The organism is Atlanticothrix silvestris CENA357, assembly GCF_016056295.1.
GTDB classification, from domain to species: domain Bacteria; phylum Cyanobacteriota; class Cyanobacteriia; order Cyanobacteriales; family Nostocaceae; genus Atlanticothrix; species Atlanticothrix silvestris.
Genome location: NZ_JAECZB010000021.1, coordinates 32,284 through 57,508, shown reverse-complemented (window position 1 = coordinate 57,508; position 25,225 = coordinate 32,284). Strand labels below are relative to the sequence as shown.

19 protein-coding genes and 1 pseudogene are annotated in these 25,225 nt (G+C 39.9%); 5 read left to right on the top strand and 15 right to left on the bottom strand.

Going from position 1 to position 25,225, the window contains the following annotated elements:
• The first annotated feature begins 31 nt into the window (after positions 1-31).
• Both I8751_RS11095 and I8751_RS11090 read left to right on the top strand, forming a co-directional pair.
• Positions 32-1,612, top strand: coding sequence for a CHAT domain-containing protein (locus tag I8751_RS11095; RefSeq protein WP_214439217.1), 1,581 nt, complete (start codon positions 32-34; stop codon positions 1,610-1,612).
• 190 nt (positions 1,613-1,802) lie between these two features.
• Positions 1,803-2,441, top strand: coding sequence for a hypothetical protein (locus I8751_RS11090; RefSeq protein WP_214439216.1), 639 nt, complete (start codon positions 1,803-1,805; stop codon positions 2,439-2,441).
• A gap of 343 nt (positions 2,442-2,784) precedes the next feature.
• On the opposite strand, the gene I8751_RS11085 is transcribed toward I8751_RS11090, so the two are convergent.
• The 12 genes from I8751_RS11085 to I8751_RS11030 form a co-directional block, all read right to left on the bottom strand.
• A complete protein-coding gene (locus tag I8751_RS11085) occupies positions 2,785-4,164 on the bottom strand; it encodes a PrsW family glutamic-type intramembrane protease (protein WP_214439215.1) in 1,380 nt (459 codons plus the stop codon).
• A 528-nt stretch (positions 4,165-4,692) separates the two neighbouring features.
• Positions 4,693-5,427: a peptidylprolyl isomerase gene (locus tag I8751_RS11080; RefSeq protein ID WP_214439214.1), complete on the bottom strand. Its 735-nt coding sequence runs from the start codon at positions 5,425-5,427 to the stop codon at positions 4,693-4,695.
• A 698-nt stretch (positions 5,428-6,125) separates the two neighbouring features.
• Positions 6,126-6,731 (bottom strand): helix-turn-helix domain-containing protein, encoded by a 606-nt coding sequence (locus I8751_RS11075; RefSeq protein WP_214439213.1) that lies wholly within the window; start codon positions 6,729-6,731, stop codon positions 6,126-6,128.
• A gap of 289 nt (positions 6,732-7,020) precedes the next feature.
• On the bottom strand, positions 7,021-8,130 hold the full coding sequence (locus I8751_RS11070) for a T3SS effector HopA1 family protein (RefSeq protein WP_214439212.1): 1,110 nt from the start codon (positions 8,128-8,130) through the stop codon (positions 7,021-7,023).
• A 34-nt stretch (positions 8,131-8,164) separates the two neighbouring features.
• Positions 8,165-9,313, bottom strand: a complete 1,149-nt coding sequence (locus tag I8751_RS11065; protein ID WP_214439211.1) for a phosphotransferase — start codon at positions 9,311-9,313, stop codon at positions 8,165-8,167.
• A 50-nt stretch (positions 9,314-9,363) separates the two neighbouring features.
• Positions 9,364-9,606: a hypothetical protein gene (locus tag I8751_RS11060; RefSeq protein WP_214439210.1), complete on the bottom strand. Its 243-nt coding sequence runs from the start codon at positions 9,604-9,606 to the stop codon at positions 9,364-9,366.
• A 202-nt stretch (positions 9,607-9,808) separates the two neighbouring features.
• On the bottom strand, positions 9,809-10,090 hold the full coding sequence (locus I8751_RS11055) for a hypothetical protein (RefSeq protein ID WP_214439209.1): 282 nt from the start codon (positions 10,088-10,090) through the stop codon (positions 9,809-9,811).
• Between the two features lie 820 nt (positions 10,091-10,910).
• A complete protein-coding gene (locus tag I8751_RS11050; RefSeq protein WP_214439208.1) occupies positions 10,911-11,363 on the bottom strand; it encodes a nitrate reductase associated protein in 453 nt (150 codons plus the stop codon).
• Between the two features lie 78 nt (positions 11,364-11,441).
• Positions 11,442-11,897 carry a phosphate-starvation-inducible PsiE family protein gene (locus I8751_RS11045; RefSeq protein ID WP_214439207.1) on the bottom strand — a complete coding sequence of 152 codons (456 nt, stop codon included), beginning with the start codon at positions 11,895-11,897 and terminating at the stop codon, positions 11,442-11,444.
• A 189-nt stretch (positions 11,898-12,086) separates the two neighbouring features.
• Positions 12,087-14,267: a molybdopterin oxidoreductase family protein gene (locus I8751_RS11040; RefSeq protein ID WP_214439206.1), complete on the bottom strand. Its 2,181-nt coding sequence runs from the start codon at positions 14,265-14,267 to the stop codon at positions 12,087-12,089.
• Between the two features lie 353 nt (positions 14,268-14,620).
• On the bottom strand, positions 14,621-16,141 hold the full coding sequence (locus I8751_RS11035; RefSeq protein ID WP_214439205.1) for an MFS transporter: 1,521 nt from the start codon (positions 16,139-16,141) through the stop codon (positions 14,621-14,623).
• Positions 16,142-16,247: 106 nt separating this feature from the next.
• Positions 16,248-17,810, bottom strand: coding sequence for a ferredoxin--nitrite reductase (locus tag I8751_RS11030; RefSeq protein WP_214439204.1), 1,563 nt, complete (start codon positions 17,808-17,810; stop codon positions 16,248-16,250).
• Between the two features lie 387 nt (positions 17,811-18,197).
• Here I8751_RS11030 and I8751_RS11025 point away from each other — a divergent pair, with 387 nt between their 5' ends.
• Entirely contained in the window at positions 18,198-18,647 is a 450-nt protein-coding gene (locus I8751_RS11025) for a QcrA and Rieske domain-containing protein (RefSeq protein WP_214439203.1), read from the top strand.
• A 27-nt stretch (positions 18,648-18,674) separates the two neighbouring features.
• On the top strand, positions 18,675-19,973 hold the full coding sequence (locus I8751_RS11020) for a HEAT repeat domain-containing protein (protein ID WP_214439224.1): 1,299 nt from the start codon (positions 18,675-18,677) through the stop codon (positions 19,971-19,973).
• 38 nt (positions 19,974-20,011) lie between these two features.
• On the opposite strand, the gene I8751_RS11015 is transcribed toward I8751_RS11020, so the two are convergent.
• Together I8751_RS11015 and I8751_RS11010 are read right to left on the bottom strand one after the other, a co-directional pair.
• Positions 20,012-21,436, bottom strand: a complete 1,425-nt coding sequence (locus I8751_RS11015) for an LCP family protein (protein WP_214439202.1) — start codon at positions 21,434-21,436, stop codon at positions 20,012-20,014.
• Positions 21,437-21,720: 284 nt separating this feature from the next.
• Positions 21,721-22,179: a hypothetical protein gene (locus I8751_RS11010; RefSeq protein ID WP_225894092.1), complete on the bottom strand. Its 459-nt coding sequence runs from the start codon at positions 22,177-22,179 to the stop codon at positions 21,721-21,723.
• 150 nt (positions 22,180-22,329) lie between these two features.
• On the opposite strand from I8751_RS11010, the gene I8751_RS11005 reads away from it, so the two are divergent.
• Entirely contained in the window at positions 22,330-23,508 is a 1,179-nt protein-coding gene (locus I8751_RS11005; RefSeq protein ID WP_214439201.1) for an AI-2E family transporter, read from the top strand.
• A 69-nt stretch (positions 23,509-23,577) separates the two neighbouring features.
• On the opposite strand, the pseudogene I8751_RS11000 reads toward I8751_RS11005, so the two are convergent.
• Positions 23,578-24,910, bottom strand: a pseudogene (locus I8751_RS11000) (serpin family protein).
• Between the last annotated feature and the right edge of the window lie 315 nt (positions 24,911-25,225).

Below are 25,225 nucleotides of genomic sequence, written 5' to 3'. Positions count from 1 at the left end.
ATTTGTTTTTACCTCTTAATTTCATGAATCCATGCCATCCCTGAACCTGGCGATCGCCCGTCTCATCAACACTGGCACAGATAACTTCGCTATTTGGGTGGTCAAAGCTCCCTATCCCAGTGGTTATGTTTTACATGACTGTGTATGGCCTTTTGAACTCACCCAAGTTTGGCAAGAATGGCAGCAGATGTTTACTGGCCACAGTGGCTTAGATATTTCTACAGGCTCAACTAGCAAGCGAGGAAACGCACTGCCAATAAATTTGGTTTCACCCCCTTCAAATCAAGGCTCTGGTTACAGCAGTCGTCTCATGCAATATTTGGGGATGAATTTGTGGCGTTGGGTATTCGATGGGCCAATTCTGGGTAGTTTAGAACGCAGTCGTGGTATTGCGATGGGTCAGCATACGCGTTTGCGTTTTCGGCTAGAAATTCGTGACCCAGATCTCATCGCTTTACCTTGGGAAATTATGCAGCGAGAGCCTGGTCAATCGGCAATGTCTCTCTCGCAAGATTTGCTATTTAGCCGTACCACTAGCGAAGTTGAACCCCTACCTTATTTACGAACCGATCAGGCTTTAAACATCTTGCTGGTTTTAGGACATGATGAGCATTTGCAATTGGCACAAGAAGCCACCATCCTAGAACAAACCCTCTCAAATGAAAATTCTGTCGGTAGCAATTATCAAGGATATGCACCTTGTATAGTGAAAACGCTGCTGCAACCAACTCCTCAAGAATTGATTCAAGAACTCGAAACTAAGGCATACAACGTCTTTTTTTATGCTGGTCACGGTCTACCAGGCCCAGATGGCGGCTTATTATTTTTGCGTCCCAGCATGACATTAAATGGCATAGAATTAGCACAAGTATTAACCCGTAGTGGCTTGAAACTGGCAGTTTTCAATGCTTGTTGGGGAGCGCAACCCGCCGCTATTAATCACCAAGCTATCCTTGCCAGCAGTTTAGCAGAAGTATTGATCCGTCATGGTGTACCTGCTGTTTTAGGAATGCGCGATGAAATTGCTGATCACGAAAGCCATAGTTTTATTCAAGCCTTTGCCAAAGCTTTGCGATCGCGTAAACCAATTGATGAAGCAGTGGCGGAAGCCAGGCAAGAGCTGCTAACAATATATAAGTTCAATCAACCTGCTTGGACTTTGCCTGTTCTTTATCTGCATCCTGATTTTAATGGTGAACTCATTAAAAGCTTTGATGAAGGTATTACCGAATTACCAGATACTGCTATCCCTAACATCAATTTTCCAGTTACTACAGCTTGTTTGCGATCGCTTTTACCAGGAGGCAAAATTTGGTCTTTGCGCTCTGGTGTGACTCGCATCGGCCGCACGAAAGATAATGATATTGTCATCCCCGAACCATCAGTTTCTAAGCGTCATGCCGAAATTTTATGCCGGAATACCCTCACAGGTACTACTCCGGTACGAACTTATTATCTACAAGATTTTTCTACTTACGGTACAACTTGGTGTTTAGGCCCTAACGGTTGGCAACAAATCCTCCGCGAGGAAGTTCCTTTGAAGTCGGGAATGCAATTAAAGTTTGGAAGTTCTAGAGGCGAGACTTGGGAATTTATTATTGAAGATTCCTAAGCTGAAGTATTCAATGAAGAGATAGCTTTGACAATGAAAAAAATAGAGGTTATGTCCGTGAAATTACTTGCATCAATACCAATCTGAAAAACCCAATTTTATCATTAGACAAAATTAACTTTTTTACGGAAATTTAATTACGACAGGTGTAGCTGTCAATAGCGTTAATTAATTCATCAGGAGATCACAAATGGCTAATAAAATCAACACTTCCGACACTTTAGCGTCTCAGATGGAATTAGAGCTGTTAGAGGTATTACTAGAACCAGAAGATGCTACTTATCCTTGGAATCCCGCTGATGATGAGTCTGAAGAATATTTTCGTGAACTAGAACAGCAGTTTGTGACGCGGGATTTACTCGATGAAGAATTAACTACACGATCGCAAAATTTTTATGAACAACTAGATACACTTTGGTCAGAAGTTTCAACTTCTTCATACTACAACTGTAATACGATTTGTGCAAGTGTAGATAGCCTTAAAGAAACTTTACATACAGCTTTTGTTGCTAGTGTACCTCAAGGTTGGCTGAATGCGATCGCCCAGAAAGCTACTGACATTTTTGCATCTCAACAATCTATGGGTGAGCAACTAGTGCAATGCGTTCAAGCTGTAATGCCCACCTGGGAAGCCGATGACTTGTTTGTTTTAGCCCGACCATTTGCATATAGTATGCGTAGCAGCGAACCGCAAAACCTCAAATCTATCATTAGTAATATTGAGAATCGGGATTGGACAAATTTATCAGAAATCGAGCAAGCTAAAATTAGTATCGCGATCGCTTACTACGCCTTGAAACAATTAGACAGCTTTCAGACTGAAGCCTAACTTCTATTTTCTGTCTGTGTCGTATCTTTTAACTTTGGTGAAATTCCACTGGCAATTAGTTTTGCTGGCAGTAATACTTAATATTATGAGTTTTGCAATAGCTCAATTTTGTGATTTTTAGGTAAAGACACCCTACAATAATCTAACCATAGATTGATTGCGAGGTTATGCCATCTATCTCCAGGCATAAAAAACAATCTTAGTTTCGCTCAAATTTATGAAGTTGGGTAGAAGCAACTGGCTGTCTCAACAACAATTTTTCTAAATGTTATTTCACTCCACGGGAAAAGCCTAATAAACAAAAGGCTGTTTTTGAATTTTGACTGTCGCTAAAAATCCATACTTATTTAGGGCCGAGAAAGCGGGTCGCAAAATTTTGCGATCGCGTCGGTGATAATGCCCGTGCCTTGAGAATTGCTGCCATCAAAAAAGCATAAGATAACACTCCAACTACCACCAACAGTAAAGCATTAATAGATCCTGTAGCGTTCCATAAAGCGTGGAGGGCGGCAGCACTCAGATAGCCAACGGCGAGAATTTGCCAACTCCGACGGGGCTTGAGAACAGCTAACCCAATAAAATACCCCAAATAACCGCTATAAGCCATGTGCCCTGCCACGGAACCGAGAATGCGTGGAATCAGCAGTTGTAAACCCACCAATTGACTAACAGCCCCCACACCCACCTGTTGGGCAACATTACGAGTGATGTCTGGTACATACTGCCCCAAAGTTTCCAATAAAGTGAAACCTACAGCAGAAGCTGTTCCCAAAAGAATGCCATCTAGAGGTTCCCAAACACCAATGCGTTCTCGCCAAGGTGAGGGTAAGCCGTTACCAATGAAATATGCCCCAATTACAGGCAAAGCCTTGAGTAATTCTTCCATCAACCCAGCCCCAAAAAACATTCGCACCAGTAATTCTGTGAAGGTGATAGATTCGTCAGGTGAGGGTAAGCTACCAGGCAGAATACTGCGAAATACAAAGATAAATAAATCCAATACAGGACTGAGCAAAATCAGCGCTGTACTCAAAGCCGCACCTATTAGCACCCACCACGGCTTTTGTTTCCCGCAAAGTTGGTAAACAAAATAGTAAGCAGCAAACGCTATGTAAATTGCCACGATTATTTGATTAGCTTGGGGCTGACCTACCGTAGCAAACATCAAGACTACAAATACTACAGTCAGTATTCCTGGCACAAGGTAAGCTTTGCGAGTTAAATCTTTGCCAGTGGAAATAATCGGAAATAGTTGAGTGAAACTGACCGAATCTGGTGGCTTTAAATAGGTGTGGTTTTGATAGTTCCTTGCTGAAGGTAACGCTGCGTCTTGATTACTCAACACCGTAGCTTGAGATATAGATTCATGCTCAAAAATAAATTGCGGCCCATCAGCACCTAAAGAAATGCGATCGCCTGAGTGCAATTCCTGACATCCATATAAACGTTGTCCATTTAAGTAAGTGCCATTGGCACTATTTAAATCACAAAGTAGCCAGCTAAATTTGCTATCTGGAGATGAAGAAAGGGGACGAACCACAGCATGACGACGAGATACCATCCGATACATCATGGCATCTAAGACAACTTGGCAACTGGGGTCGCGTCCAATTACTACCTCTTTACTGGTAAACAGCGGGTAGCGAGATTCCGTCCCCAAAGCTGCTCCATTACCAGACACCAGTCGCAGAAATGCGTTATGTCTTGCGTTTTTGCCTGTCATCGAGTTAGAGTGTCTTTCCAAACTAATTCATAAGATACTTTTGGCAGTAGGACTTGACCTTAGCCACACCAAGAGCAGGATTGCTAAATACACTATAGCTTTACTCCTGGCAAAGAAATTCAAATTTCGCTGATTCAAAATTTAAAATTGTCTAACCCAATTTTGGCAAGCATTCTGGCTAGGGTGAGTATTTTTTGTGTCTTATTTATCAGACATAGTAATCCGATTTGATTCCTGAATCTCTCATAAGAGGAGGGAACAGGCAACAAAGAACAATAAAGAAGGAATAGATGTTTACTGACTTTTGTTCAAAAATCAAATAAGAGTCCTATATCTTAATTCAGAGTACCTCACTGATGTACTTTTGACATTTTACTGCAAGTTTAATGGATAATAATTAGTTAAATATTTAGTAGTGTTTGCCACATTTATTAGCATTGAAAAAATATAGAATTGCCAAACGTATTTAATCCGAACTTTGGCAGATCACCCTCTGGTGTAAGTTTGGGAAAATGCAATCTACTGAGGTCAAATTTGCACCACAATTTTAGCTTCCTCAAGTTGTTGCTTTAACCAAGCAGAAAGCAAGTCTGCTAAAATCTGACAGCGCAGTGGTTCGTTTAATTGAGGTTGAATGATTTCTTCAACCCAAATGAGATGGACTCCTTTGTGTGTGACAATTGGCTTGAGTATCTGCGGTGGATGGGCAGTAAAGACACAAGCTGCAATCTGCGGGCTAAAATTGCTACGGTATCGTATCCCGCAATATCCGCCTACACGGCGCAGTTCTGGTTCTTGTATATATTTGTGGGCTATATCTTGGAAACAGATTTCGTTTTTTTGCAGTGCATAAAACAGTTCTAAAGCTAAGTCTTGGTCATCTAAAACAACTTCATACGTAACAGTTGCAGTATAATTGAGCCTATGTTCAATAAAGAAGGGTTCAACTTGCTCGGCAAATAAATAATTTGCTAATTTTACAGAGAGTAAGTAAATCTCTGCTAATTCTTTAAAGTCATTGAGAGAAAGATAATGTTTTTCGAGCCACGCTCCAGTATCTTTAGCTTTGACAAGATTTCTTGCTAATCGTATGTCGTCTGCCGCCTGTTGAAGCTCTGATTTTTCAACTTTTATACCTGCTTGAGCAGCAGCATCGGCAATAATTTTACGAATCATTATTGCTTCAATTATATCTGGAAGTTGGCAAGAAAGCTTGATTTGATAAATGATATCGTCAGGAGAAAGAATAAAATTTTTTATCATACTTCAATTCCTATGAATTAAAGATATTTATTATTTATTACTAAATTAATTTTTAGGAAGTAATGATCGGGAGTATCCACTCTTTGAAGAAACACCGAGCGATTGGAAATCGTGCGCCAGTTGCTACCCTGCGGGTTCCGCTTTAGCGGTACAAGTCGGCAGAGCCCCAGACTTCTGGTCTGTTCGCGTAGCGGGCTATCTGTCCAACCAGGATGCTCCCTAATGATCTTCGTAGATTTATATTAGCCCTCTTTTATCACTTTGGGAGAACCCAATCGCTGAAAGCCTTTCGAGGCTTTAATTTCTAAGTTTTGGCTATAAATTTTAGTTACTGTTAGAAAATAAAGCCTCAAAGCTTGGCTCAATCAAAGTTTCAGAATATTGCTTCGATTATTGTTTTCCGAGAGTGACAGAACAGGGTTAGTTTCAAAACTCGGCTAGTTCTGTTTATGCAAAAGTTACATCTAATACCATTTCACGAAAAATTTAATACAGATATAAACCTTGAAAAGTTTACTGTATCTAGGTTTTTTAATTGCGAATTGCGATCTTCGCAGCGTAAAGCCTGCGGCATAGCTACGCTTAGAGCGACGAAGGAGCGTCATTGCGAATTGTGAATTGGTATAAGGTTTTGCTAAATTGAGACACTAACTGTTGATGTAAAATTCAGGGGGTATATACTCTGTTTTACAACAAAATTAGTGATTGGCATTAATGAAATTAAGCGGCAATTGAAAACTATTAGATTCACAACTCAATTGTAGATCATCTATCATAATTTCAAAATCCTGATTATCATCAGTTTTTTGTTTAAGATTATTGTTTGTTTGTCTTGTAGATAATCCCATTTGTTTGAGCAGACGACTGATATGGCGATCGGTAATTTCAATCCCAATTTCACTGGCTAAATGTTTACTTAACCATTGCGCCGTCCAGTTTTTAAAGGGATAGCCATACTCACGAGGGCTATGGCTTACTAATTCCTTTAAGCGTTCAAGATACTGCTCGTTAACACTCTTTGGTCGACCTATTTGTTGCTCTTGCCATTGGTGAGCTAAACCAGCTTTTGCTAAACCACTCCAATATCGCGCCATATGGTAAGAACAGCCTAATATCTTACAAATTTGGGTTGGAGATTTACCTTGATCTGCCAACAACATAATTTCGATGCGACGGCGGTATTCTGGCTGTAAATTTGCTTGTACATTTTTCAGTAGAATTTTTTTTTGAAAAGGTGTTAAAAAATGGCTGGTATTAGCTTGATAGTTTTCAGGAGTTTGAAAAGAGTTAATATTTTTTGACATAAATACTGCAAACCTCACCCAACTAAAAAAAGTAAAAACTGAGATTTTGGTAATTATTCAAGTAGCTTCAATATTAGTTAAGTACTTTTGACAATTACAGCCATAAATAGTAGTAAATTAATTCCTTGATATTTTCTTTTGTTTATATCCCCAGACAGATTTAATTCCCAACTAGACCAAATAGATCATTTAATACTAAAAAAGCCTTTAGTATAAAATTAACAGTTTATACCAAGGGCAATGTAGGCTAACAATCATAAAAAACATGCAATTTAATCAGTTCAAAGATTTATAACTTTAAGGGTGTGTAAACATCCTGAGAGTTGGAATTGAGGTAAGGACAGTGCAATTCAATTCCCCGCAACGCGAATTGTTTAATAATCAAAGCCATCCGATTTTTTGTTGATTCATCTCCTTGTTGCCAAGCTTCTAGCAAACTACGAGTAACAATCTGGCAGCGGTTCAAACCAAAACTTTCTTTAGCTATAAATTTATTATTTGGCTCTTCTGCTAGAGCAAGTCCTGGTGCTAGAAATTTTGTAAATAGTAACATCTGCTCCCTAAAATGCGGCTTATACTTTACGTATAGCGATCGCAGCACCTGCCAAATAATTGGATAGTTGCTTTTGTCAAAGTAAAGCACGGCTGTATCATAACGGTCATAATCCGAAGGATTGTATAGTGCTTTGAAAGTGAAAGGAATAAACATAGTGTTTAGTTGGCATGTTAAACTGCCCATGACAGCAACCGCACCTTCAGGACTTACATTAAAGTAGACACGTACAAGTTGTGAATCGATGGCTGTATCAGTATGATTTGACAAGCCAGCATTACCAACTGCCATATAAAAACCGTTTTGTACTAGATTCGGTGGCATTTTGATGGCAACTAAATCATTAAGAGCCCATTTTTGTGTATTTTGAAGATGGCGTTTTGGCTCGATCTGTAAAGTCAACTCATCTTTTTTGACTACTAAATTACCATTGCTCTTTTCTCCAAGTACTTGCCAACCAGTTTCAAAATAACCTTCACCTTTATTAGACAAATGCAATTGATTATAAAAGTCTTCATCAACTCCCATAAAAGTGTTATTTTCTAAATTTTGACTGTTTTTTGAATGTGTATCCTCTGTATTTATAGCTAGAATAGTTCGTCCAGCGCCATTATAATAGATACTGTAGAGAAAATTGCACAGTTGAAAATTAAGAAATTTGTGTTGGAGATTTAATGGTAATCGCTCAAAGCGAGATATTGCCTCATCTGGAAGTTTTAAAGGTTTGTAATCTGGATGGTAAATACAAAAACGAGATTGAATCTCAACCTTACTAGCTATATCTTCTAAAGTTGCTAGTAATGGCTGGCTTGAAATGTGCGATGTATATGAATTTAGCAATTGCATAATTTTTTTACTTGTAATAAATTCACTTAGATAACTACAAAGCTGCCATACCAAATACAGTCTGGATGGATTGTTGTGGACGGCACAACAAAGTTTTAGCAATCTGAAGCATACAAATCTCTGAATTTCCGAAGGTTTTTTGATGCTGGAGTGTTGCTAAAATTGCCTGAATTAAGGCTAGTCCAGAAAATTGCATAACTCGCAACCAAAAATTAGGATGGCGCTGCAAAATTTCAGGAAAGTTACTTAAATAAGCATTTGCTATAGCAGCTAGCGAAGGTTGGAGGAGTTCTAAAGGAGTTGTGGCTAGATGTAAAGACTCTTCAATGGCTATATTTTTACTAGTAATCAAGCCATACAACCAGATTTGCAGATAACTAGCAATGAGCGCTCCTAAATCACTAGCCGGATCTCCCCAACATGACATTTCCCAGTCAATCAGGCGAATGATACTATTAGCTGGTTGTGATGTTTGAGAAAGTGCTTCTTCCCAACTATTGGATAGTAGAATATTATTCAGTTTCAGGTCGTTATGAATTAAACAACAAGGTTCCATAACATTGCTTAACTCTGCAAGCGCCTGTTTCAAACTAGAGTAGCGCTGATAAAGTGCAAAGAATTTCAAAGCATCATCAGGATACTGACCAAAAATTTCTGGAGTCAGTTGTTCTAAACTAAAAAGCATCTTAAAAGCTGCGTTACTAAATGCTCCTGTCTCAGATTCAAACAATTCTTGATAGTCTCGACGGTCTAAAGTTAAGCGATGAATTGAGGCAACTATTGCACTACTTGCGGTTGCAACAACAGGAGGAAAGACGTTATCTCTACTGTAGAAATCTGCCAAATCACAATAATCTTGGAGATAATCAAAAACAATAATTGAATTCTCAATATCAAAGTAAATTGCTTGCGAAAATGAGGAACGAATATCTCTAAATTCTGAAAAATTTTGTAGCACCTTTTGAAATTGCCACTCTTTCAACAAGTTACCTGCTGCTTTTCCTTGACGATTGTGAGGCTCTTGCTTAACTAGAAATTTATCACCTTCTGGCAAGGTAAGTAATAAATTAAAGTTTTTAGCAGGTTTTAATTCAACTTTACTTCTAGACTTGCTCTCTTCAGTACATATACCTTTGTCAAACAGATATTCAAAAACATTTTTATTACTTAATAGAAATGTCATATTTTTAAGTCTCATTCTAGCTGGAAAAATTGTGAAAAAAAATTAACCTCTCACTGAGGTTGAGGCCGATTAATAAATAATTTGACTAGTGAGACAATGTTATAGATAGCAAATCCCACTAATGCATACTCCAAAGCTTTTGTGCCAAAATCAATATTTTCATTCAATACATTGTTTTTGCCACCATGTACAAGCATGGATTCTATATCGGATAATTCTTGTAAAATGTGTTCGGTATCTTGTAATCTTTCAGGAGATATATAGTGTAAATCAGCGATAGAACTTTTAGCCATTTCTTCTACTCCTTAAAAAAATTATTAATGTTATTTATATACTGGATTAATTGAGCAAGATTAAACCCTTATTTTTTATCCTGTTCACTAACAAATTTGAGTAGGATTCAGCTTTTGATAACTGAATCCTATTCAAAAGTAAGATATAAACTATTGACGTTTGCCTAAATCAGCGCTGAACTAAATTGGTCTTTAGCCCGGATCAGCCACCCTCTTCGCCACCAGCACCACCACCTGGAGCAGCACCGCCACCTGGAGCAGCACCGCCACCTGGAGCAGCACCAGTAAATGTCTTCACTATGGAGACAATATTATTAAGTGCATACACGTTTATACCAAACTCAAGCAACTTATTGATGTCGGGGCCTTCTCCTCCCTGCACAGCCATAGCATCTGTATCAGATAGGTCTTGTAGAAAGCTCTCAGAATCCACAAATAGTTCAGAACCAGCAGAATTCAGTGCAGAATACTTGATATTTTTCATTGATTTCATCTCCTATGAAATTTAGAAAAACAGTAGCATTTGTGTAAGATTAAGCTTTGATTGCTTAACCTTACATTTGCAATTATTAATTGCTTAAACTTAATTTTCAACTCTGTTTGGTTGATTTATTCGACGTTAACTGAATAATTATGTCTTTATCAGTTTTTTCAAAAATAGCCGATAAATTATAGTTAGATTTTTATTTTGTGAAATTTTGATTAATTAATAAAGCTAGGTTAAATCTCGGTCTTGATTTCGGAGAAAATTTTACCATCAATAAATTTATTCGAGTAATTTTTAGGAATTTTTGAGATAAATGGTTAGTTTTGTCATCTTAATTATTGATTCCTAAAATATTATTCATAGGCAAAGAAGGTAATATTCTCAAAAACCAGATTCCACTGATATATCTATCCTCGTATCAAGTGCCACCACCCGCGATAATATTATGGAAATGTGTCACAAACACATTCTCCAATTTGATGAATATTAAGCCGAAATAGACATAAAAACCTGATAAGACTACCAACATCTAGCTTTTGGTAAGCTGTGTATATTGCAGATAAATTTTAAAGACATAATTAGACAAGTTTTGTCTTTAAAATGGTCAGATAGCACAAACTCGCTAGGTAAACAGCATTAGCAGAACTGTTTCATTCTCGCAAAGCCTAACAGGCTTCCACTCTAGGACTACAAGAACGAAGCCTATCTCTGTAGGCTAGAACGATTTTCCGTTATTTAGTCAGCTTGTGCGGCGATACTAGCGCTGTGGAAGGATTAATAGGTCTTAAACTTTTGACTTCAAACTCTTAACCATGTACTAAAGCAGATGAAATTCTGCTAGAGCTAGGGGAAAGTTTTTATTTTCATGTCCAGAACGACTAAGTTTAATCAGAGCAAAACGCTGTAAGGGAGTTAGAGTCTGCCACTGTTGCAGTGTGAGGTTAACATCTATTTCTTGAATTTTTTCTTGGAGACTAACTGGCACCTTGCTAGAGTCCATCCATGCGGGACAATCCTCAATGGGCAACTTTGAAGCTGGTATACCCGTGCGTTCTAAAATTAGCTGTTGAAGATATTCTTGATAAAGTTTAACTTCTGCTTCCTTTGTGCAAGGTAATTCAACTAAAGTTTCACGCTCAGCTTGAGTCATTTGGTTCCAGTCAGACAGTTTTAGCTTAATACCGCAGGTATCTAGTTTGTAACGGACTTGCATAGGTATGCAACGCAGAGAATTGACAAAATCTGCTTCGAATTCAAAAAAACTAGTCATATTAAGTAATTCAAGAATACATTGGCAAATATTTTTATATCTTTATATAAATTTAAAACTTTGCTCAAAATTGAAAAATTAGCGCGAGCGACTGGAACTACTACGAATTATCAAATAACTGATTGATAAAGCCAAAATAGCAATACCTAATCCAATTATATCAATACCAGAAACTTTTTCTAAATCAAGAATAATAATTTTTCGGGCTACAGCAATTAAAGAAGTGACAATAACTAGCTCGACTTGAAAAACATGTTTTCGCAAATAAGCTGTAATGTTTTCTAAAATTTCCAAGGCAATTAAAATATTTAAAAATAAGCCGAATATTTGAAATAAAGTCGTGTTGAATTTGCCGTAAGGCGTATCAAATAATTCCTTAATTAAGAAGACTGCTAAATCTCCAATTGCAACTATAATTACCAGCACCATTAAAAGTGATAAAACTTTAGAAACTATTACTTCAACATTTTCAATAGCGTGCATAAAGTTTTCATCTTTGCTAGCTCCCAAGATTGTTTTAATTAATTTTCTCATCTGCTGCACCCTGATTTTAACGAAACAAAAAATTAGTAATAAAGCAGAGGTAATAGATAACTATCAATAATTAATGGTAATGATTTAAAAATCTAATCATCACCATTGAGTCTAGGCTGTTAATTTAATAACCAAATACCAAGTATTAATTACCAATTTCTTGTTTAGTTTAAGGATATAACAAGCAGATCACCATTGTGAGGATTGGAGTTGATAATTTTTGATTGGAACTTCTGCAAAAACTGGAATCAGTTGCACTGCACAGGCTTTTAATTCTGGTTGCAGAGAATCAGGACAAGATTCGGGATGGGTAAGGGCGTTGGCTTCGGCATCTTTTGCCCACAGCGCCCCCCAGTGCATGGGGACAAATACTGTACCAGGAGCGATCGCCTTTGTCACTTTCGCCGGGAAATTTGCTTTTCCTCGGCGCGATCGCACTTCCACCAACTGTTTATCAATAATTCCTAAAGTAGCAGCATCACGGGGATGAATCTCAATAAATGGTTCGGGGTGCATGGAGCGAATTTTTTCAATGCGGCCAGTACGTGTCTGGGTATGCCAGTGTCCGTAAAGCCGCCCATTAGTTAGCACAAATGGATAATTGGGATCGGGTGGTTCTGCCAATCCCTTTGAATAATAAGCCCCAAATCGAGCGCGTCCGTCAGAGGTATGGAAGCGTAAATCCGTATAAAGACGCTTTGTGTCTCTCTTACTTCCTTCTTTGTGTGGCCATTGAATTGGGCCTTGATACTGTAATTGCTCGTGATTAATACCCGTCATATCACAGGGGCGATCGCCTGTTAATTGGACAAACTCGGCATAAACCTCAGCCGAATTGGCAAAGGCAAATTCTTTGGTAAAGCCTAGCCTACGTCCCACTTCTGCAAAAATTTCCCAATCTGCTTTTGCTTCTCTTGGTGGTTGGCGGAAGGCTTGACACAGAGTTACCATCCTTTCGGAGTTTGTCATCACGCCAGTTTTTTCACCCCACTGAGCAGCTGGGAGCAGAACATGAGCATAAGCTGCGGTTTCTGTGGGGTAATAAGCATCTTGGTAGATCGTAAAAGGCGATCGCAATAACGCCTTTTTAGTCCGTTCTAAATCTGGCATACTTACAGCTGGGTTAGTAGCAGCAATCCACAGTAAGCCTACATCGCCAGTTTCCAAGCCAGTAATCATATCCCAAGCAGTTAAACCAGGATTGGGGGAAATTTGGCCGCGCTTTAATCCCCAAAAATCTTCAACTTCTGCACGATGCTGAGGATTTTTCACCACCCGATAACCGGGTAATAAGTGTGCCAAACCTCCAGTTTCTCGTCCTCCCATCGCGTTCGGCTGACCTGTGAGAGAAAAAGGGCCGGCTCCAGGTTTACCAATTTGTGCAGTCATCAGGTGCAAATTAATGATTGTTCTAACCTTAGCTGTACCTTCCGATGATTGATTCACCCCCATTGACCACAACGACAGTACTCGCTGCGATTCACCCCAGTAGCGGGCCGCTGTTTCTAAATCTTCAATACTGATATCACATTGACGAGCTACCACTTCTGGGGAGTAGTGACGGATCACTTCAGCATAAGCTGGGAAGTTACTAGTACAGTCGTCAATGAACAGCGTATCAATGTAGCCCCAGCGCATTAACAAATGGGCGATGCCATTTAACAAGTCAATATCTGTACCAGGACGAATCGCTAAATGTAGGTCGGCGGCTTCGGCGGTTGGTGTGCGACGAGGATCGACCACAATCATTTTGACTTTACGGTTTTTTCGGTGGTATTTCTCTAGTCGATTGAAAACTATGGGATGACATTCAGCGGTATTCGTACCAATTAAAAACGCACAATCAGTTAATTCCAAATCTTCGTAGCAACAAGGTGGGCCATCAGAGCCGAAGCTTTGAATATATCCAGCCACAGCACTAGACATACATAAACGTGAGTTGGCATCAAAGTTATTGGTTCCTAGACAGCCTTTGAAGAGTTTTTGGGCGGTGTAGTAGTCTTCAGTTTGAAACTGACCAGAACCATACATACATAAGGCTTCTGGCCCTTGGGTGAAGCGTACCGTTTGAATACGTTGGGTGATCAGATCAAAAGCTTCATCCCAACTAACTTGCCGAAACTCCTGATCTAAAGAGTCTCGGATCATTGGGTAGTGTAATCTGTTTTTATCTAAAGATTCTGCGATCGTTGCACCCTTGACACAAACCATACCCTGACTGGATGGGTGGGCTTTGTCACCCCGCACGCGCCAAATCGGATTTCCTTTGCTATCTCGATTGGTGGCTTTGTTAGGCTGTGCTGGGGGTGAAACTTCTAGACCGCAGCCAACACCGCAGTATGGACAAAGAGTTTTTGTAAATTCACTCATAAGGGAAATCTTAAAGGTCTCTGCTATTTGTTAAAGCTACGCACTTGAAGTTTGAAGCGCTAAAAAATGCAAAACTTATTTTTTGTAGGGGATTGACACAATTAGAAAAGTTATGAAATAAACCGCCGAAAAACACCGAGAAACGCCGATATAGACAACAGCGTTATGCACTAAGTAAGTCAGTGGGAAAAAACACAATTATGTTAAGTAAGAAAGATAAACAAGACTAAAACCCTCTTCTCTCCTACCAAATCCCCTTGTGGGTGGGGCATTTGACTGAGGATGCTTTCGGTATGTATGTTTAAAAAAGTTAGGTTAAAGAGAAAATCAATCCCTTTAACCTTCCCCTATTGTTATTCTTCAGTTATGAAAGGAAACGCTTCTGCTGAATCCATCGCCAATTCTGGTTCTTCACCTTCATGGTGTTCAGCAAATGAGCCTTTGGGTTCTTTGAGAAAGAACCAGCAAAGGAAAGTAACAATCAAGGCACTAACTCCCAGAGTTTGGAAGAAGATTCTGTTACCGATATCACCCTCAGGTAACAAACTGAAGAGAGTCAAATAAGCCACTGCTCCCACGTTGCCATAAGCACCGACGTTACCAGCAATCTGGCCTGTAATTCGCCGCTTAATTAAAGGTACGATCGCAAAAGTTGAACCTTCCCCAGCTTGAACGAAGAATGAGCAAGCCATAGTTAACAAAATTGCTATGGGTAGCCACCAATTGCTGTTAACGCCGCCCATCAACAGATAAGAAAGACCCATACCACCGGTAAGTACAGTCATTGTCCATCGGCGGCTACCTAAAGTATCAGAAATCCAGCCTCCACCAGGACGAGCTACTAAGTTCATAAATGCATAGCTAGCTGCAATCATCCCTGCTAAAACTTTACTGAGGCTGAAGGTTGACTCAAAAAATGCCGGGAGCATGGAAACAACTGCTAGTTCCGAACCAAAATTCACAAAGTAAGTTAGTTCTAATAAAGCCACCTGAGAAAATTCGTAGCGTTCTTTAGGGGGATATTGCTTCTTACCTGTCATCAAATCCCGATTGACATCCCAGCATTTGTAGGCTTGGAAAACATACAGACCAGCTAACAACAGGTAAACGATTAGCAGTTGAGTCTGATTCAGTAAACCAAAATTACTAATGCGCCACGCTAGTACAGCTAATATTCCAACAAGGGGAATATTCATCAACATCAACAGCCAAAAGCTTCTTTTGCTGGTTACTTCTATGCCGCCGTGGCGGGTGGGTCGTTGATAGACTTTGCCAGAAGGAGTATCTTGGGCACTGAACAAATAAATAAATCCGTAAACAGCAGCGACGATTCCAGTCAGAGCGATTGCTAATCGCCAGTTAATTTGACCAGCAGCCACAAAGGCAGTTGCCGCAGCTAAAGAAGGTAAGGTAAAAGCCGCAGCAGCCGAGCCAAAATTACCCCAACCACCATAGATACCCTCAGCGATGCCAATTTCTTTCGGTGGGAACCATTCGGCAACCATGCGGATACCAATCACGAAACCAGCACCCACAATACTCAATGCCAAACGGCTAATCACCAACTGAGTAAAGTCTTGTGCCATTGCAAAGGCGATACAGGGAATAGCAGCATAAATCAGCAGCATTGAGTAGGTAATTCGTGGCCCATATTTGTCTAAAACCATGCCAATAATGATGCGAGCTGGCACAGTAAGGGCAACGTTACAGATCGCAATGGTTCTGATTTGTCCTGGACTTAAACTAAAAGTTTCTTGAATCGCTGTAGAAAAGGGGGCAAAGTTAAACCAAACTATGAATGATAGAAAGAACGCAAACCAAGTCAAATGCAAGATACGGTAGCGTCCATTAAACGAAAATAATCCTTGGAGCATGAAGCCTTCCTCACTAAAAATTCAAAAAATTGCATAGAGAAATCTATGGACAATGATGCGATCGCCCAGATTGGGTATTAAAAAACTTTTCTTTAGTCCCTAATCCCTAGCCCGTAACTGTGACTACTTCTCGCAAGCGTGCGCCGAAGTTTTCAATGAGTAGTTGTCGCAATACTGATTGCAAGTCTTCGCAGGGAATGCCTTTAGTAACACAAGTTCCTAAATGAGCGTCTTTACCCACTTTGCCACCCATGTAAATGTCAACTCCTTCAACGGTTTTGCCATTTTTACGAGTTTTAGTCCCCATTAAACCAATGTCTGCAACTTGCGGCTGTCCGCAGGAGTTAGGACAACCTGTCCAATGAATGCGTACTGGAGAAGTGAGTATTAACTCGGCTTCTAAAGCTTTAACCATTGCTAGGGCGCGGTTTTTGGTTTCTATAAGGGCAAAGTTACAAAATTGTGCGCCTGTGCAAGAAACAAGCGATCGCGTCAGTAAATCAGGATTTATTGAAAACCTTTCTAGAAGATTTTCTGTCAAAAATGTTGCTAAGCGTGAGTCAGGGATGTTGGAGATGATAATATTTTGTTCAACAGTTAGACGGATTTCACCACTGCCGTAAACTTCTGCCAGACTGGCAATTTCAAACATATCCTCGGCATATAACCGACCAACAGGAATGTGCAAGCCTACGTAATTCAATCCTGGTTGTTTTTGTTTATATACCCCAATATGATCGCGTTTTTCCCAATCAATTTCATCTTTTAGCGCTGCGGGTAATAATGACTTACCTAAACGTTTTTCTATTTCCGAGCGGAACTTTTCTAAACCCCATTCATCAATTAGCCACATCAGCCGAGATTTTAGCCGATTTGCACGTAAGCCGTGGTCACGATAAACTTCCAAAACTGCTCTACATACGCTGACCACCTCTTCTGGAGACACCCAAGCATTGAGAGGAATTGCCGCCTCACAGCGTTTAGCTGAGAAAAAGCCACCAACTAAAATGTTAAAACCGAAGACTTTATTTTCTTCTTTAAACGCTGGAACAAATGCTAAATCGTTGATTTCTGCATGAACTGAATTGTCTCTGCCACCAGCGATCGCAATGTTAAACTTTCGTGGAAGGTTGGTAAATTCTGGGTTGCCTTCTCCTTTGTTGGTGAGCATATCCTGAATTTGTTGTACTAACTTTTGCGTGTCATACAACTCATCCGCATCTAATCCCGCTATAGGATCGCCTGTGATATTGCGGACGTTATCCATCCCCGACTGAACGCTGGTTAACCCTACTGCGTGTAACCGATTCAAGATATCCGGTAAATCTTCAATTCTGATTCCCCGCAATTGGATATTTTGTCTTGTAGTAATATCAGCACTGCCGTCATCTCCGTAACGTTGCACCACTGCCGCTAAAACACGCATTTGATTGCTAGTGAGAATACCATTGGGTATCCGCATCCGCATCATAAATTTACCTGGGGTAACTGGGCGAAAGAACACACCCATCCACTTCAGACGATGATCGCGGTCTGTTTCATCCATTGCTTCCCAGCCTAAAGAGGCAAATTTGTCTATCTCCTCCTTGACCGCAAGTCCATCTTTTTCGGCTTTGAATTTCTCGAACTTATTCAGGCTGGTTTTGGTGGTAGTTGCTGTATCTGTCATGATCTGACTAAATAATTCGTAATTTGTAATTTGTAATGACGCTCCTGCTGCGCTAACGTAATTCGTAATTCGTAATTTTAAGAGGGACAGAGCAACCATTAATTGCAACTACGAATTACTAAACTACATTGACTATCCTAAGCTGGTGGTGATTTCGTAATTAATTTAGAGGAAAGTTGTAATTTTTTGCATTTGCAAGATTTATCAAGATGACTTAGTTACTGTTTATGTAACAATTTCGATACTTGCAAGGTTAAGGTGATATTTGAGGTAAAATCGTATAAATAGCTACGAAATTTTAGTAAAATTGCTGGAAGTGTATCAAGTTAATGCGTTTTACGCATGATATAAAAAATTAGTTACAACTTACACATAATTTCATTAGCTATGAAACGTCGTGATTTCATCAATTGGGTAGGTTTGGGTTGGATAGCTAGTAGTCTACCTGTGGCAATTGCTGCCTGTTCTTCTCAAACAAACACACCTACATATTCTGGAACTAACACTCCAACATCCTCAACATCTGGAGATTGGCAAACAGTAGGTACTGCGGCAGAATTAGATAAGACTGGTCAATTGCTGACTAAAAATTCGCCTGTTGGCCCTGTTTTGGTAATTGGTACATCTAAAACTGCAAATCTCATTGCTGTTAACCCCACCTGTACTCATAAAGGGTGTACGGTAGGGTGGGAACCCTCAACAAAAACATTTTTATGTCCCTGTCATGAATCTGAGTTTGAGGTTGATGGTAAAGTGCAAAAAGGCCCAGCTACAAAATCCCTGACAACTTACACCGCCAAAATTGAAGGCAATTCGGTTGTAGTTAAGCAAACCTAAGTTCAAAATTGGTAATTTAAGCAAGGTATTGTGAATAATATCAAGCAGCTTTTAGTGCAAGCACAGGCAGCACATGATGCAGCTGATTGGTCATTGCTGATTCAATATTTGCAGCAGTTGATTCTGGCAGAAGACTCTACACTCTTAGAGATAGTTAATCCAGAGCAACTGCTAGAATTAGCAATCTCAATTTTAGAAAGAGGAGATTTTCAAGAACGTTGGGAAATTGCCAAAATATTGACTCGCTTAGGAAATATTGCTATTCCAGCGTTGATTGAAATCTTAGAAGATGAAGAAGCAGAAGTAGAATTGCGCTGGTATGCAGCGCGGACTTTGGGCGAATTTCAGCACCCAGATGTGATGATTTCTTTGTTGAACTTGCTAAAAATTAGTGAGGATGAAGAACTCAAGGTGATCGCAGCAGCAGCGTTAGGGCAAATGGGTACTATTGCTATTACTAAACTTGCCGAACTTTTAACACAGCAAAATACCAGACTTTTGGCAGTGCGATCACTTTCTTATATCCACAGCAGAGAAACTATCACACCTTTGTTGAGCGTAATCCAAGATTCCCAAGCAGTAGTACGTGCTACAGCCTTAGAAGCCCTCAGCAGTTTTGATGACGAACGTGTACCACCAGTACTTTTGAACGCTTTAGATGATGTAGCTGCTACAGTCAGACGTACAGCAGTTTTGGGTTTAGGTTTTCGCCCTGAGTTATGTACAGAATTAGATTTAGTCACAAAACTGCAACCTAAGCTTTATGACTTGAATCTTGAGGTTTGTTGTGCTGCGGCGATCACTCTTTCGCGAATAGGTAGTGATGAAGCTACAAAGCACTTATTTGAGGTATTAATATCACCTCACACACCGCAACCACTACAATTAGAATCCATCCGCGCTTTAATCTGGGTAGAGACACTATCTGGTTTGGAATATTTACAAAAAGCACTTGATCGAAGTACATCAGAGACAGTGTGGCAGGAAATTGTCACAGTTTTGGGGCGAGTACAAAAGCCGCAGTTAAGTGTACCAGCAACAGAAATTTTAATAGATGTACTGCGATCGCAGCATCCAGCCGCCAAAATTACCACTATTAAAAGTGCGATCGCCTCGTCTTTAGGGCAGTTAGGCAATACACAAGCAATTAAACCATTAATTTTGTTGCTGGCAGATGCAGATCAAGTAGTAAGATTACATGCGATCGCAGCACTCAAAAAGCTGGATAGGGATGTCGCGTATCAACAATTGCAGGAGTTAGCAAGTAACACTACAATTTCACTAGATTTACAACAAGGAATAGCGATCGCCCTAGCAGAATGGTAAATTTTCTCTTTCCCATGCCCCATGCCCCATATTTAGATTTACCGAGACTCTGGAAAGATAGCTTTTTGTTGTAACCAATCTTTACCTATTTGGATAGTGATATCCGAGTCGAGATTGCCAGTGCTTTCTACGCGAACTTCTCCGAATCCTAAAGAATTGCGAATTGATTCAGCACTATCACCATCTCCTTGCTGAGCGATAATATTACTAACTTCTAAAGGTTCACTCCAAGGTTTAGATATATAAATATTACGATAGCCAGCTGTTTCCAAAGCTCTCAGTAAGGGTCTCAGTTCAGAGCGATCGCTACCTGTGCTATCTTGGATTGCCACTCGCAAAGAGCCTGGGTCAGTGAAATTTGGTGCGTCGTTGGATGATTCTAAAGATTCTAAGCCAAAGTGTTGAGTCATGAGTTTGGCAATACCACGTCTGCTTGGCAGCCAATAGCTAGCATTATACTCGGTCTTCTCACTAAAGCGGCCTGGCAGCATTAACATCTGCATATTGGAGCGATTAGTTCGCACGCCAAAACCCACTAGCGCCACTAACTCCTCAACTGTCAAATTGGTATCAATGTGTTCTTTAACTACATTGAGAATTTTGGGTAATTGAGCCACAGTCACGGGGTTGAGGGTTTGATCCATTAAAGCCCGGAGTACCATTTGCTGGCGCTGAATCCGACCAATATCTCCTAAGGCATCATGGCGAAAACGTAGTAATTGTAGTGCCTGATCGCCGTTGAGGTGCTGCTTACCTGCTTTTAAATTAATATATAGATGCTGGGAATCATCTTGGTACTTCATATCTTTGGGTACGTAGACTGTCACTCCACCCAAGGCATCAATCAGTTTGCCCACTCCCAAAATATTAATCCGCACATAGCGATCAATTCCCACTCCGCCTAAGAGATTACTGACAGTTGTGGCAGTCAAAGCTGGCCCGCCTTCCAAATTGGTAGCATTAATCTTTTTTGTGCCATGTCCCTCAATTTCTATGCGGGTATCTCTGGGGATAGAGAGCATAGCTACTTTTTTTGTCTCTGGATCAAATTTGAGCAAAAGCATCACATCCGCAAGACCATCAAAGGAGTTCACCTGAGGGAGATAGCCAAGGTCTTTGGTTTCAGGGGGAGGATTTTGAATATCTGGCGGTAGTACGCTCATCCCCATTACTAAGAGATTGACGGGGCGAGTTAATTCTGAAAATCGCAACCCACCGCCAGAAATGCGATCGCCATCAAAGACTGCTTCGTCTTTGGGACTTAACTGGGCTTGCTGTAACGGCGTACTAGTCAAAGAAACAGCTAACAGCGCCCCCGCCGTTGCTGATACCATTGCAATACCACTCATACCCACCCAGAACCAAAGCCAACGTCCGGATTTTGAGTTATGAGAATTTTTGTCCTTGGAGTTGGGGGGTTTTGATGACTGGTTTTCTTCTGCCGAAGTTCTTTGAATGGTCACAGAATTCCTCACACTTAACTGAATTAAATTCGGTAAATTTGCAGACTAAATAATATGCAGACAAATTAACTCATAGTAGTTAACTTTTAATAAATCGTGCTGAGTTTTTCATTATTTTGTCAACCACAACACTTATAACAGCATTTTTCCTTCTTTGTGGCAAATCTGGAGATGTTGTATTGCAGTATGACAACAATAAAGTGATTTGACCAGATCTGGTAATAGGTAATCTGTTATTTTTGAGCATTTAAGTAAGAATACTAACTACGCATCGTTTTTAGAAATTAAGGTAAGTATTTACCCAGGATTCGCTCAGCAAAATTGCTCAAACCCGGTAAACGATTAGACTTACCCTGGATGATGCAAAACATTAGCCAAATACTCACTAAAAAATAACTAGATGTGAGAAAGCTATTAAGAATTAATAAACGCAATGTGAAAAATGCTGAATTTTCTGCACCTGTTGCTAACAAAAAGTAACCCAACAACCAAGTAAATGCCAGAGTAATAGACAGACGACTAACTCCTAGTTGTTCCCGACTGCTTTGACGGCGATAGAGAGTCCACAAAGATGGGAAAAAGCCAATTATTGGAATTAAATACAAAAGTAATTGTCTTTTTGATGTAGCTGGTTTTTGGCTGGATATTAGAAATTCAAAATGGGAAAAACTCTCTCCTAGTCCCTGTGTCTGTTTGTCTTCTTGTCCTCTTTTTTCCCTGTCCCCTTGTTTTCGTGTCTCCATTTCCCTAATGCCTCAATTGCCAATTAATTCAAAATTGTCCATTTGGATGAGTCTAATCCTAAACTAGAGGGATGAAATTTGGTGATGTAGTTAGAGATAATAAGCTGTAAATCAGGATTTTATTTAGTTCTATTCCGCAATCGGCTAAAGATGCAGACACGCAAGCTAGTCAACTGGTGGCAGACACTCAAACCAATAGCTCAAATTGGGGCGATCGCTTTATTCGCTCCACTGTTAGTTCTCAATGGCTGGGCTATTTCGGCAATTTTTCATTACTTCCACTCTCTGATAGTCATTTTAGTCGGAGCTTCAGTTCTAGCATTTCTGCTCAATTACCCTGTTAGCTGGATGGAGCGTCAGGGTGCAAGACGAGAGCAAGTCGCTATTTTAGTCTTTTTATTAGCTTTATCGGTTTTATTGGCGCTGGGTGTGACTCTGTTTCCCTTAGCCCTTACCCAAGCTCAACAATTGGTGGCTCGCTTACCTGAATTGATTGACTCTGGACGCTCTCAGTTAATGATGTTAAACGAGAAAGCAGAAATTGCTGGCTTACCGATTAATCTTGATGCTCTGGTAGTGCAAATCAATGATCGCGTCAAAGGACAATTGCAAGCGATCGCTGGACAAGTTTTAAATCTGGCTGTTGTCACATTCACAAGCTTGTTAGATTTTCTCTTGACAATGGTTTTGACTTTTTACCTTTTGCAGCATGGAGGTGAACTTTGGCAAAGTATAGTAGAATGGCTCCCTACTAGATTTCGCGCGCCTTTCTCTCAAACAGTACGTCTAAGTTTTCAAAACTTTTTCATTACTCAGCTGATTTTGTCTACTTGTATGGCATCAGCGCTCATTCCTACCTTCTTATGGTTGAAAGTGCCATTTGGTTTGTTATTTGGCTTAACTATTGGCATTATGGCCCTGGTTCCCTTTGGTGGTTCTGTGGGTATCGCTCTCACTACTTTGTTAGTGGCACTGCAAGATTTTTGGATGGGAACCAGAGTATTGTTAGCGGCAGTTATTGTACAGCAAATTTTAGAGAACATCATTGCTCCACGTATTTTAGGTAGTTTTACTGGCTTAAATCCAGTTTGGATCTTGATTTCTGTTTTGACTGGAGCGAGAGTTGGAGGGCTTTTAGGGGTAATTGTGGCTGTACCAACAGCTGTAATTATTAAGACTGCCTTAACTGCTCTACGTCCTCAGAGGTTAAGTAGCGAAGCAGACGAAAACATCGCCACCGAAGAGATAGCTACACCCATAAAATCAGAAGAATCTCCCAAAGCTGAAGCTAAAAATAACATAAGTGTTTCAGAACCAACATTACCTTAAGCAAGGATCAAATTCATAAGGTTAATCTTTCATAATTACGAATTACGAATTACGAATTGGTATAACACCTTACTTCGGCTTTACTATTCCACCCATAAACAAAACGCTCCCTGTCTGATTATCCCGAATCGCGCAGAAGAAAGGACGGTCAACAATCATCCGGAATGGTTCTGGTTTTTGTCTTAGAGATGTCATCACTACTCCTACTGAGGTAGCTGCTGCTGCTTCGGTACCTTCTTCATTCACCTCAACAAAAGTTTTGTGCTGCACCTGGCTAAGGCTTAAATCTTGACCTATGCCGGTAAAGTTGGCTTTGTTGGTAAAAGCCTCCTCCATACCCAAAGCTTTTAGCGCGTCATTGAGTGTAACGTTGTAGTCGGTTTTAAAACGGGGTAAACGAATAAAGCCTTCCTGCTTCTTAAATTGAGCTATCCATTTTTCCCAGTTCTCAAGATTTAAGTTTTGGTAGAAGGCTTTGAGATTCGACTTTTGTTGAGGCAAAAAGATATAGAAGCTAATTTTGCCATCTTCACCGTAAGGTAAACTAATCGCCTGGAATTGCTCGTTTTCGTAGTATTTGTAGTCACCCTTTTGCGACATCATTGGGTGTTGCTTCTGCTGACCAGATATGGAATAGAAGGGATATTCAGCAGTTTGATTGCGATCAAATTCGTTGCTCCATTTCCCTTTGAAATATATGGCGTTAATCAAAAATAGCACTTGGTTGCTTGGAATCGTTTCAACTATTTTGTTGATTTTGCCTTGTGTACTCTCATTAACCCAGTTATTGATGGTGTTGGGAGCTGTAGCATCTTGAAAGTCTAAATTTGTCACCTTAGCTTTGTAGAAATCCTGAGTTCTGTTGAGGAAGGCCGGCTGTAAGCTAGCATTTTTGTTTACCCACAGCGAGTTAGCAATAGTCAGTTGCACTTTTTCGTCAGGATTTTCTAATAGCTTTTGTAATGCCGCATAAGCAGAGTTGATTTCTTGGAGATTCATACCCTGTAGTTGCAGGGTTTTAGCCATTGCCTGTTGAGTAGAGCCATTAGAACCGTTGTAGGCTATGGCAAGGGCGATCGTTACACTAGAAGGTGAAACAAAAATGTTATTTTGACCACTGTCATTTTTGAGGATTTCTGAAAACAGCTTGAAGCTAAATTGATTATTAGCGTTAACAAGCCTTGTATCAGGAGTCATTTTTTTTTTGCAACGGAGACTCCGACTGAGGTAGTTCAGATTTCACCAGCGCATTCATACTCGTACTATTATTGACCTGAGAACATCCTAATACGCCTAATAGAACAACACTAGCTGCGGTCAAAACGTAACGTCTTCCCAGACTCACACCATAACGTCTTTGCAAAAAGTTTTCTCTGACACCACTCAACTTTTGCCGATTCATTCTGCCACCTCGCTTACAAAACGTTTTTAGCTATTTGTAAAATTTGACGCTAATGATGTGTCAATTGTTAAATATTGCCTTGACAACAGCCAAAATATTCGATGGTTACAGTTTTGGTAACAGTCAGCAGTTGGAGGTAATTCAATGGAACTTAATATAGGTTGCTAATTTTGGCTCATTAAGACTTAATTGGTAAGTGATTTAATTTGGAAGAATAGCTGAAATTTTTAATAAATGTATTTTAAACTACTTAATGCTTAAATGAGCCATTTTTTTATGTTTCCAGTTATAAATAAATCTAATATTTTTTTAATG

Coding starts and splice junctions, on each gene's coding strand:
- I8751_RS11095 (WP_214439217.1), top strand. CDS start 32: ATGCCATCCCTGAACCTGGCGATCGCCCGTCTCATCAACACTGGCACA.
- I8751_RS11090 (WP_214439216.1), top strand. CDS start 1,803: ATGGCTAATAAAATCAACACTTCCGACACTTTAGCGTCTCAGATGGAA.
- I8751_RS11085 (WP_214439215.1), bottom strand. CDS start 4,164: ATGACAGGCAAAAACGCAAGACATAACGCATTTCTGCGACTGGTGTCT.
- I8751_RS11080 (WP_214439214.1), bottom strand. CDS start 5,427: ATGATAAAAAATTTTATTCTTTCTCCTGACGATATCATTTATCAAATC.
- I8751_RS11075 (WP_214439213.1), bottom strand. CDS start 6,731: ATGTCAAAAAATATTAACTCTTTTCAAACTCCTGAAAACTATCAAGCT.
- I8751_RS11070 (WP_214439212.1), bottom strand. CDS start 8,130: ATGCAATTGCTAAATTCATATACATCGCACATTTCAAGCCAGCCATTA.
- I8751_RS11065 (WP_214439211.1), bottom strand. CDS start 9,313: ATGACATTTCTATTAAGTAATAAAAATGTTTTTGAATATCTGTTTGAC.
- I8751_RS11060 (WP_214439210.1), bottom strand. CDS start 9,606: ATGGCTAAAAGTTCTATCGCTGATTTACACTATATATCTCCTGAAAGA.
- I8751_RS11055 (WP_214439209.1), bottom strand. CDS start 10,090: ATGAAAAATATCAAGTATTCTGCACTGAATTCTGCTGGTTCTGAACTA.
- I8751_RS11050 (WP_214439208.1), bottom strand. CDS start 11,363: ATGACTAGTTTTTTTGAATTCGAAGCAGATTTTGTCAATTCTCTGCGT.
- I8751_RS11045 (WP_214439207.1), bottom strand. CDS start 11,897: ATGAGAAAATTAATTAAAACAATCTTGGGAGCTAGCAAAGATGAAAAC.
- I8751_RS11040 (WP_214439206.1), bottom strand. CDS start 14,267: ATGAGTGAATTTACAAAAACTCTTTGTCCATACTGCGGTGTTGGCTGC.
- I8751_RS11035 (WP_214439205.1), bottom strand. CDS start 16,141: ATGCTCCAAGGATTATTTTCGTTTAATGGACGCTACCGTATCTTGCAT.
- I8751_RS11030 (WP_214439204.1), bottom strand. CDS start 17,810: ATGACAGATACAGCAACTACCACCAAAACCAGCCTGAATAAGTTCGAG.
- I8751_RS11025 (WP_214439203.1), top strand. CDS start 18,198: ATGAAACGTCGTGATTTCATCAATTGGGTAGGTTTGGGTTGGATAGCT.
- I8751_RS11010 (WP_225894092.1), bottom strand. CDS start 22,179: ATGGAGACACGAAAACAAGGGGACAGGGAAAAAAGAGGACAAGAAGAC.
- I8751_RS11005 (WP_214439201.1), top strand. CDS start 22,330: ATGCAGACACGCAAGCTAGTCAACTGGTGGCAGACACTCAAACCAATA.